Consider the following 10,305-nt stretch of genomic DNA (forward strand, 5'->3'; position numbering starts at 1 on the left):
AAAATAATAATTAATAATAATGAATAATACTTTTCATAGGAGCATCTTTCATTTGGGGATTTCATGTTGGAAGTATTATTTTATATGGTAATAATCAATAAAATGAAGGGTAATTGAATATGAAAGTGTATAAAGATTATAGGAGACTTGAAAATATTGATGAACTCCGTATTTTCGACCTTGATGAAAAGGAATTGTACCATCCAACACCTCTTGAATTCATTGTTGATGATGTTCCGTTTCCACAGCTAATTAACAATATTCCAATGGATGTAAACATTTTAATACCTCACAATGATGGAAATGACTTTATTATAAAATCTGCTGGAGAATTTATACTTAATCATGCAAATCTCCAACTGGATGATGTCAGGGGCAGACTTCTAAGCAAGATTTCGCCGGTATTTTATGAAATTTTTCATGAGTATCTCCATGAGGTTTATGAGACTAAACAAACAAAAATGATTCATGTTTTTTATTACGGTAAAGAGAAGGTTTCAAAAATTACCCTTGTTAAAATCCTTTATGAAATGAATAGGATTTTTTTCTTTGCAGACCATATCAATACAGACACCGGAACTTCAGATGAACTTGAAAAGATTCAGTATTCAGAAGATAAGGTCAACATGATGGAATATTTCACCCAGACAGGAAGTTATCGCAGAGTCGGAGCAAAATATACCTGGACACAGGGGATATATAACATCATAAACCGTCCAAGAGAGGACCGTGATGATTACTACAACATCGTATTTGATTTGGCCATTCCTGAAGACCAGGAATTGATTGAAAGAATCCTGAATATCATGGATACCGACACCAGTCATCATGAAGATATCATCAGAATCAGAACTGACGATGGTAAATTAAAATATATTGAAATTAATTTATATTCCAATTTTGACGAGGATGGAAATCTCATTAGCCGTTACGGTTTGATGAATGATGTTACTGAATATTCAAGAAAATCTGATACAAAACCTGTTGATTTTTTACTAAACGGTTTTAAAAACAGTAAAAAACTGGCATTGCTAATTGAACCATTGAATCCTAAGCATTATGAATTTTCAGAAGGTTTTTACTATTTTATAGAGGAAGATCCAAATACATATATTCATTCCCGTGATTTATTAATAAATATTGCAAAGGACGAATCTAGAGAAAAGATTATCCGTTTGGCAAATGGTGAGCTGGATAGAATTGATGAAACATTCAGATACAATGTCGGCGGCGATGAAAGCAATCAAAAAATCTGTGAACTTTACATTGAACGCTTTGAATTTTCTAACAGTTCTCATAGTATTGGATTTTTAGCAGACATTACAGATGAGCGCAAAAAGCAAATTGAATTATGTGAAGCTAATGAACACAAGAGTGTATTGATAAAGGAAGTCCATCACAGGGTTAAAAACAACCTCCAGATTCTTAACAGTTTCTTAAATCTGGAGAAAAGGGTATATCGTGATCAGCCAGATGTAATCATTGACCATATGCAATCACGCTTAACATCACTTGCGCTTCTGCATGAAAAGACATACAATACAAATGACTTTAAAAATATCAATCTAAACGAGTTTATCCATGATCAGGATAATCAGATTAGGTCTTTAATCGGTTTGAAAAATGGTGTTGAATTTGAATCTGAAGTTGATGAGGATTTAACTTTAACAATTGAAGTCATCACACCTTTATTGCTGATTGTTGATGAATTGAATATGAATGCCCTAAAGCATGCGTTCCCTGATAAAAACGCTCCTGATAAAAGAATCACTAAAAAGATTGCTCGAATCGATGATTATACTGCTCAGCTTATATTCAAGGACAATGGTGTAGGTATTGAAGATCCTAAGAAAATCACCAGAAATCTGGGATGCGAAATCATCAAGAATCTAACCAAGCAGCTGGACGGTAAGATTGAACTGGTGGAATATAGGAATGGAACTGAGTATAAGTTAACTTTCCCAATAAAAATGAAACATACGATACACGGATAGTATCATTAGTTGATGCAAATTTGATATTTTGAATATCTAATTGCATTAAATTCTTTTTTTAGTATATTTTGGCTCTTTAATGTTACTTTAGTTAATTGGAAGCATAATTGTTAATGCATTAGCTTTCACAAAAATAATTTTAATTTTAAAATAGTTTTTCATTGTCACTTAGTTTATCTAAAAAATAAAAAGAAGTGGGAAAAATTTCCCATAAATATTTAAAACAGTCCACTGTCTTCCAAACGTTTTTCAAAGTAATGTGTTGCCTTATCTGCTTTTTCTTTAATAATGATTGAAACAATGACAGTTATAACAACTATAGCGAGTAGTATGATTAATGCAGGAATGTAATTTGACCAGACTAATCCCAATTGCGCTTCGCGTATTAATGTTATTGCATAGGTCATCGGCAGGTAAGGATTCATTGTATTGAAAAAGTTTGCCATAATTTCTACCGGATAGATTCCTCCGGTACCTGAAATCTGAATAACCAACAGGACAACTGCTATTGCTTTTCCAACATCTCCCAATGCAGAAACTAAAGAGTATATCAGGGTCATGAAAACCACCGATACAAGCAGTGCCGACAGTATGAAGAGGAACTCATTTGCAATATATATTCCTAAAATATGTGCTCCGATAATGGTTACGCATACTTGAAGAATACTCATTATATTGAAAAGGGCTAATTTACCTGCATACATTTCAAGAGGAGTGTATTTTGTTTTGTAACTGACTCCTGGTTTTAATAATGCGCAAGTAATTAATCCTCCAACCCACATTGATAAAACAAGATAGAATGGAGAGACTTGTGAACCGTAGTCGGGTACAGGGAAAACTTCATTTCTGTCAAGTTTTATAGGGGAATAGAAATAATCTCCAAGAATTGTTTCATTGATTCCGGTAAGTGCTCCAAGCTGGTTAGCGGATGCACCTAAAGAGCCTGCTGCTGTAAACAATGCTTGAGCAGCTGCATTTGAAAGTAGTTGTGAACCTGCTGCAAGTGCAAGTGATCCTTCTGCCAGTTCAACAGAACCGTCAGCCAACTGACTTGCTCCACCAGCAACATCACTTGATCCTTTAGCTAGTTTTGATGAACCTTCCGCCAGTTCAACAGAACCGTCTGCGAGTTGGCTTGCACCATCTGCCACTTGACTTGCACCGTCTGATAGCTCACTAACTCCCTCAGTATACTCCTTAATAGGGCCATCAGGAATTAATGATGGATCAACTGCTGAATCCAGTTCTTCAGCTCCTTGCTGAACCTGGCTGGAACCTTGTTTAACTGCTGAAGAACCCTGTTTAACTTGGCTTGCACCTGAATCTACAGCAGATGCTCCTTTTTGGACTTGGCTTGCACCATTCTTAACTGCTGCAGAACCGTCTTGTACTTGACTTTCACCGGACGCAACTTGACTTGCTCCGCTAGATACCTGAGCTGCACCTGCCTGAAGTTGACTTCCACCACTGGACAACTGACTGGCACCTGCAGCAAGGCCTTCCTGCAATTCGCCAAGTTTACCATAAGCAGCAAGATTAATAATTTCAACTATTTTAGCGTTCAATGAAGTGTAAACGGTATTTGAACCAGTATCTGTCAACTTAGCCGCAACCGGATTAGCTTTCATATTGACAACATACTCAAGCTTTGCCTGTTGAGGATCATCAGTCGTAATTGAAATAATATTTTCACTCAGATTTTTAGGTATTATTATTCCTGCATAATAATCGCCTTTATAAACGCCATCACGCAGTTCATCTTCAGTAACAAATACCCATCTAAATTTATCGTTCTTTTTTAAATCTTTCACCAGTTCGTCACCAATGCTTATGTTGGTGCCCTCAAAGGATGCTCCTTTATCCAAGTTTGCAATTGCAAACTCGACGTTTCCAGTATTTCCATATGGATCCCAGCATGCCTCAATATTTAAAAGTGCATAAAGGGAAGGCAATATAATCAGTCCTATCAAAACGATTATTACAATAGGATTTGAAAACGCACCCTTCAAGTCACGAACCATTATTTCGCGTATATTTCCTAATCCACTTAATTTCATTAAATCCCTCATTTATATTAAAAAGGTAGAAATATTTTTATTTTTGATATTAATTAAATATTTTGTTAAATATTTATTGTATTAATTAATATATGAAGAAAAATATAATTAAATACAATAAAAATAAGGGTTAGAATATGAAATTTAAAAAAATATTTTTTTTCATGTGTTTGATTATTTTATTGTTTGGCGTTGCGGATATTACTGCAAGTGATTTAAACGATACACTTATAAATAGTGATGGGGAAGTTCAAACACTTGAAGAGGTTAATGAGGATGTAATTGAATCAACACATGAAGATATATTAAGTGAAAATACAGGAAACTTCACAGAGTTGCAATTAAAGATTCTCCTTGCCAAATCAGGTTCCACAATTACTTTGGATAAGGATTATACATATAATGGGGAAGTTATCAAAAGAGGAGTTGAAATCGATAAGAATTTGACAATTGACGGAAACGGCCACACTCTTGACGGTGCAGGTAAATCAAGAATTTTCCTCATTGGATTGGGGTTAATTAAAAATCATGTTGTCACACTTAAAAATATCAAATTTACAAATGCCAACAGTGATTTTTACGGTGGAGCAATCTTTAACTATGCTAATTTGACACTTGACAACTGTGAATTTACAAACAATCATGCCAAATATGCAGGCGGAGCTGTTGCATCAATCGGCCATCTTGATTGTAAAAATTCCAAATTCACTAAAAATATAGCTGATGGTGATGGAGGAGCCATATTTTGTCTTTCATTTAAGTTGCATGCGGACCTTGTAAGTTTAGTAAATGATACAATTAGGGATGGGAATATAGATTATCTTAGAAATTTCACATCATATCTCACTCTAAATCTTGTAAATGATAATATCAACAAATGTGTATTTACAGGCAATGTTGCAAAAGGCCGTGGAGGTGGAGCGGTTTATGCATTCGGAAACATTGACATAAAATCATCCACATTCACTTCAAACAAGGCAGGTGAAAAAGGAGGAGCAGTATTTGCAAATAAGGACTTGTACATTACAAATTCCAAATTCACAAGCAACTCCGCTTCAAAATATGGTGGTGCGGTTTATTTTAAATGCCATGCCAACTCAGGGCATTATGATAAGGATAAAAAATGGATTTCTCAAGTTGAATACTACAAAAATCTTATTCAGTCATCCACATTCACAAAAAACAGTGCCACAAAAGGTGGAGCAATTTACGGATTTAAATCTTCATCTTCAGACAAACATGAAGCTAAGGCAGTTAAATGTACATTTGAAGCAAACAAGGCTTCAAACGGCCGTGACATATATGGTGGAACAGCTACAAAATCAGTGTTCAATTATTTGAAACTTACTCTAAAAACAGTCACTGTTAAAAAGTCAGCCAAAAAACTTGTTTTGACTGCAAAGCTAACAAAAGGCAAAACACTGATTAAAGGTAAAAAAATCACATTCAAATTCAATGGAAAAACATACTCTGCAAAGACCAATAAAAACGGTATTGCTAAACTAACAATCAAAAAAACCATACTTAAAAAACTCAAAGTCGGTAAAAAAGTAAAATATCAGGCAAAATACAGCAATTTAATTGTTAAAAAAACCGCTAAAGTTAAAAAATAGGGGATATCATGGATAAAGAAACTAAAGAACGTTTGCGTGAAATCAGACTTGCTATAAAAAAATATGGCTTTGATGAAATTTTAGGTCAAACAGCAAAAAGCAAAATTCGCAAAAATGATGAGGATAGGCCTAGCCTGTTATTGGATGATGAGATTCCTGTAAAATTAAGAATGATGCTTCAGGATTTGGGAACAACATTTATTAAGTTAGGACAGCTGTTAAGTACCAGACCTGATATTGTTGGTGAAAAAATAGCCAATGAACTGGCCAACCTGCAGGATGATAATCCCGCTATTACATATGAACAGGTTAAAGCAATAGTTGAACGTGAACTCAACGGCAATATCGATGATTTATTTGAGGACTTTTCCAAGCAACATTTGGCAACTGCATCCATTGGTCAGGTTCACGAAGCCAGGCTGATTACCGGTGAAAGGGTAGCTGTAAAAATACAAAAAGAAGGAATCACTGATAAAATTGATCTTGATTTGAGAATATTGAAATATATTGCCAACCGCGCTGATAAGCTGAATTCTAATCTAAGAAAAATAAATTTACCGGGAATCATGGATGAATTTGACCGTTCAATTCACAAGGAAATAGATTACAATAATGAATTCATGAATATGCAGCGTATCGAATTGAATTTTGAAGACAATCCTAAAGTTCATATCCCCGCTACATACGGCAAGTATTGCACATCTAAAGTCTTAACAATGGAATTCATTGACGGTACAAAGTTAAATGATGTCTATGCAAGTACAAGTGATGAATTCGACAAAAAGTTACTGGCGAAAACCGTTCTTGATTCATATCTTCAGCAACTGTTTATTGATGGGTTTTTCCATGGAGACCCTCACCCTGGTAATATCCTGATTTTAGAAGATAATGTCCTGTGTTATCTTGATTTGGGTATGATGGGATTCTTTGACGAAAAATTCAAACGTGAACTTTCCGAAGTAATGGTGTTATTTGTAGACCAGGATGTTGACGGATTGATAAACCAATTGATGTATATGGACATATTGGATTATGATATTGATACCAGCACATTAAGAAGGGACATGAATGATTTGTTCGGAAGATACTTCGGCGTGCAGTTAAACCGTTTCGATGGTGTTTTGGAAGCGCTGCTTAAGCTCATGCAGGAATATGGAGTCATTCTTCCTAATGAAGTTGTAACCATGGCAAGAGGACTGTCAATGATTGAAGCGGTTGCACACAATCTTGACCCTGAAATTGATGTTTTCGCATCTATCAAGCCTGTAGCTACTCAAATTGCAAAACAAAGAGTTAATCCTAAGGAGTTTTTAAGAGGTAAAAAAAGCAGTGCAATCTTGTATGGGCATATGATTCAGGCATTGCCAAGACTTCTTACAAGAACTATTCATAAGATTGACAATGAAGAATTGCAATTTAAGTTTGAAGTGGACATCACTGATAAGGTTTCAATTATAGCCCTTGTGTCTGCACTTATAGTAGGTTCTTCAATTGTTTCTTTTGGACCAAGGATATTTGATATACCTGTAATTTCATTAATAGGTTATATAATGGCTATAATCTTAAGTATTATTGGTATGAAGAAATTTGTATTAAGATAAGTATTGTTTGTGAAGAATTATTTCTTCATAACATTTTTTGTTGCTTTTTTTTAAATAGAAATCTGCAAAAAATAAAAAAAGGAAAGCAGAATTATTCTGCTGTAATCTCGGTAACGAAAGTCATGTTTTCAATGCATTCGGTAGCACCGGATTTGATTGTGTAGAGAGGGGAACCTAATAAGATTAAACCGTTACAAACTTCTCTGATTTTGTTGTCAGCTACTTCTTGCATGTGGGTTCCTTCGTATGTGAAACCTGTGTCTTTGTCACCTTCTAAAGCGAAAGAGATTACTTCGCCGTTACATTTGTTAGTTGCTTTTACGTTTACAATCATAATTTTATCTCCAATTAAATTGTATTTATTAATATGTTCGTTAACATTTTTAAATGATACTATTTAAATTAATATTATGGATGTTCCGCTGTATTTTTTTGAGGCTTACAAAGGTTTGAATAGGCTATCTCCGGGCAACAGTGAAGTGACATTGTCCGCAATTGAAAAAACGGGCCTTGACAAAAAGGATAATTTGAACATATTGGACATTGCATGTGGTGTCGGTTCATCAACTATTCTTCTTGCAGATTACTTTGAAAACTCAATCGTTGAAGCCTTTGATTTGTTCAGACATTACGTTGATGTTTTGGATGAAAAAATCGATGAAAACAGTCTTCATGATAGGGTTTTCACTTATGTTATGGACATGAAAGATCCTGATTTTGCAAACGAGGAATTTGATATAGTCTTTTGTGAGGCATCATGTGAGATAATTGGTTTTAAAAAAGCTTTAAATGATTGGAAAAGACTTTTAAAGCCTAACGGATTTATGATAATTTCAGATTTATCATGGATTTCAAAGCCTTCTTCAAGCAGTGTCAAATTCTGGAAAAACATCTACTCCGAAGTCGATTCGATTGAAAACAAAATCATACAGATTGAAAAAGAAGGTTATGACTTTATTGATTATGTGACCATTCCAAAAGATTGCTGGCTGGATTATTATGATAAACTGGAGGAAAATCTGAACTCCATTAAATCGGATTCCTCTGCAAAGGATTTTGTAAAACAACTAAAAAAGGAAATTAATCATTTCAGAAAAAACAGTGATGATTACAGCTATGTATTCTATATCCTCCAAAAATGAATATTCACAACAGCTAAATTTGAAATATTTTGGATTTTAACTTTATTATTTTAAAATTAATCTTTTTTTCCAAATATTAACTCATCTATTATGTCCATATCCAGGTTATCTTCAACAATCTCTGCAAGTCTGTTAAGGGAATAATCCTTTTGGGTTTCGTATGGATCTTCACCATGTTTTGCTTCAAGACCTTTTTTAACTCTGATGTGGTTTAAGAATTCCCTTCTGAAATTGTAGTTGTGAAATATGCCATGGAAGTATGTGGCAAACACGTTTCCCTGGAATGCACCGTCAACAAGGCCTTCCTCATTGTTTCCCTGACCTTTTTTGATGTTAAATAAAGCATCACAGCCTAATAGCTTTGTTGTTCCTTCATGTATTTCATAACCGGTTACTTCCTCACCGGCAATATTTTTAAACATTTCACCTGCAATGCCGTCTAAATCATCAGGAACTGTTGCAGTTGATTGGGTTACAATTTTTCCAGCCCTTGAAAATTCAGATTCGATATCTAAAAGTCCAAGACCTTTTAATGTACCATGTTTGGATTCACGTTTGTCATCGTCATGAATGACATTACCTAAAATCTGCAGGCCTCCGCAGATTCCAACGACTGGAATTTCAGATGCCTTTTCGATAATCTTGTCTGCAAGGCCGCTTTTATGAAGTGCATACATGTCCTCCGTTGAATTACGGGTTCCAGGTATGATTATCGCATCAACTTCGCCGATATCATCATTTACACCAATCATTTTAAGCGCAACATCCTCTTCGTATTCGAATGGGTCGATGTCTGTAAAGTTGGCTATTTTAGGAAGGCGAATAACGCCGATTGTGATGTCTTTGTCCTGTGCAAAAACGTGTGTGGTAAGAGATGCTGAGTCCTCTTCAGGCAGCTTCAGTGTCTCGTCATATGGAAGGACTCCCAGAACAGGTTCGCCGGTAATTTCCTCGATTCTGTCAAGACCTGGTTTTAGGATATCCAGATTGCCTCTGAATTTGTTGATTACAGTTGCCTTGAGTCTTGATCTGTCATAATCATCAAGCAGAACATATGTTCCTGCAATAGCTGCAAATACTCCTCCCATTTCAATGTCTGCTATCAGAATAACATTCGCATCGGCAAGGTGTGCGATTTCCATGTTTGCAATGTCCTGGTCACGCATGTTTATCTCTGCAGGTGAACCTGCCCCTTCAATGATGATTATGTCATATTCATCGGATAATATCTTAAAACTTTCCTTTATTGCATCAAAAGCGGTATCATGGTATTTGTGCTGGTAATCATAAAAGTTCATGTCTCCGATGGATTTTCCCTGGATAATAACGTTTGATGTAAAGTCTCCTTTGGGTTTTAGAAGAACAGGATTCATATGTATGCTTGGCTCAACCATTGCAGCTTCCGCCTGAAGCATCTGTGCAATTCCGATTTCACCGTTTTCCTTTGTGGTGTATGAGTTTAAGGACATGTTCTGGGATTTGAAGGGAGCTACCTTATATCCTCTGTTCCTGTAAATTCTACATAGTGCCGCCACGAGCATACTTTTTCCAGCATTTGATGAGGTTCCCTGAACCATGATACATTTAGTCATGGTAGAATATATTTGGTTAATGTTATAAATAATTTTAAAATGAGTTATTTTTAAATTAATTTGAAGGAGGATTGTCTTGTCTGGGGTTACATATTAATGACTGACTATGACAATGTATATTACCCCCTTCAAATACGAATAACAAGATTCAATTATTGATAATTAAATCTCTAATTAATAATATATATCTTGATGATATATAATACTGCCTATTTTCAAATATAATTTATTTAATTTTGAAAATAGTTTTTTTTAATATTTAATTTATTTTAAAATCTATTTTATTTAATTTTAATTTTAATCGAT

General features: G+C 34.8%; 7 protein-coding genes. 4 read left to right on the forward strand and 3 right to left on the reverse strand.

Annotation, left to right across the window (positions count from 1 at the left end):
- Window positions 1-119 precede the first annotated feature (119 nt).
- Entirely contained in the window at window positions 120-1,994 is a 1,875-nt protein-coding gene (locus ACKI2P_RS07760) for a sensor histidine kinase (RefSeq protein WP_407376556.1), read from the forward strand.
- A 218-nt stretch (window positions 1,995-2,212) separates the two neighbouring features.
- Here ACKI2P_RS07760 and ACKI2P_RS07765 read toward each other — a convergent pair whose 3' ends face one another.
- Complete coding sequence (locus tag ACKI2P_RS07765; RefSeq protein WP_407376558.1) at window positions 2,213-4,051, reverse strand: YhgE/Pip family protein; 1,839 nt, start codon at window positions 4,049-4,051, stop codon at window positions 2,213-2,215.
- 164 nt (window positions 4,052-4,215) lie between these two features.
- On the opposite strand from ACKI2P_RS07765, the gene ACKI2P_RS07770 reads away from it, so the two are divergent.
- Together ACKI2P_RS07770 and ACKI2P_RS07775 are read left to right on the forward strand one after the other, a co-directional pair.
- Window positions 4,216-5,664, forward strand: a complete 1,449-nt coding sequence (locus ACKI2P_RS07770; RefSeq protein ID WP_407376559.1) for a pectate lyase-like adhesive domain-containing protein — start codon at window positions 4,216-4,218, stop codon at window positions 5,662-5,664.
- An 8-nt stretch (window positions 5,665-5,672) separates the two neighbouring features.
- Window positions 5,673-7,265, forward strand: coding sequence for an ABC1 kinase family protein (locus ACKI2P_RS07775; RefSeq protein ID WP_407376561.1), 1,593 nt, complete (start codon window positions 5,673-5,675; stop codon window positions 7,263-7,265).
- Window positions 7,266-7,356: 91 nt separating this feature from the next.
- Here the strand turns inward: ACKI2P_RS07775 and ACKI2P_RS07780 are convergent, their stop codons facing one another.
- Window positions 7,357-7,599, reverse strand: a complete 243-nt coding sequence (locus ACKI2P_RS07780) for a hypothetical protein (protein WP_407376563.1) — start codon at window positions 7,597-7,599, stop codon at window positions 7,357-7,359.
- A gap of 76 nt (window positions 7,600-7,675) precedes the next feature.
- On the opposite strand from ACKI2P_RS07780, the gene ACKI2P_RS07785 reads away from it, so the two are divergent.
- Window positions 7,676-8,407, forward strand: a complete 732-nt coding sequence (locus tag ACKI2P_RS07785) for a class I SAM-dependent methyltransferase (protein ID WP_407376565.1) — start codon at window positions 7,676-7,678, stop codon at window positions 8,405-8,407.
- A 56-nt stretch (window positions 8,408-8,463) separates the two neighbouring features.
- Here the strand turns inward: ACKI2P_RS07785 and cobQ are convergent, their stop codons facing one another.
- Window positions 8,464-9,999 (reverse strand): cobyric acid synthase CobQ, encoded by a 1,536-nt coding sequence (gene cobQ, locus ACKI2P_RS07790; protein WP_407376566.1) that lies wholly within the window; start codon window positions 9,997-9,999, stop codon window positions 8,464-8,466.
- Window positions 10,000-10,305 lie beyond the last annotated feature (306 nt).

This window comes from Methanobrevibacter sp. (genome assembly GCF_045541095.1).
Classification (GTDB): domain Archaea; phylum Methanobacteriota; class Methanobacteria; order Methanobacteriales; family Methanobacteriaceae; genus Methanocatella.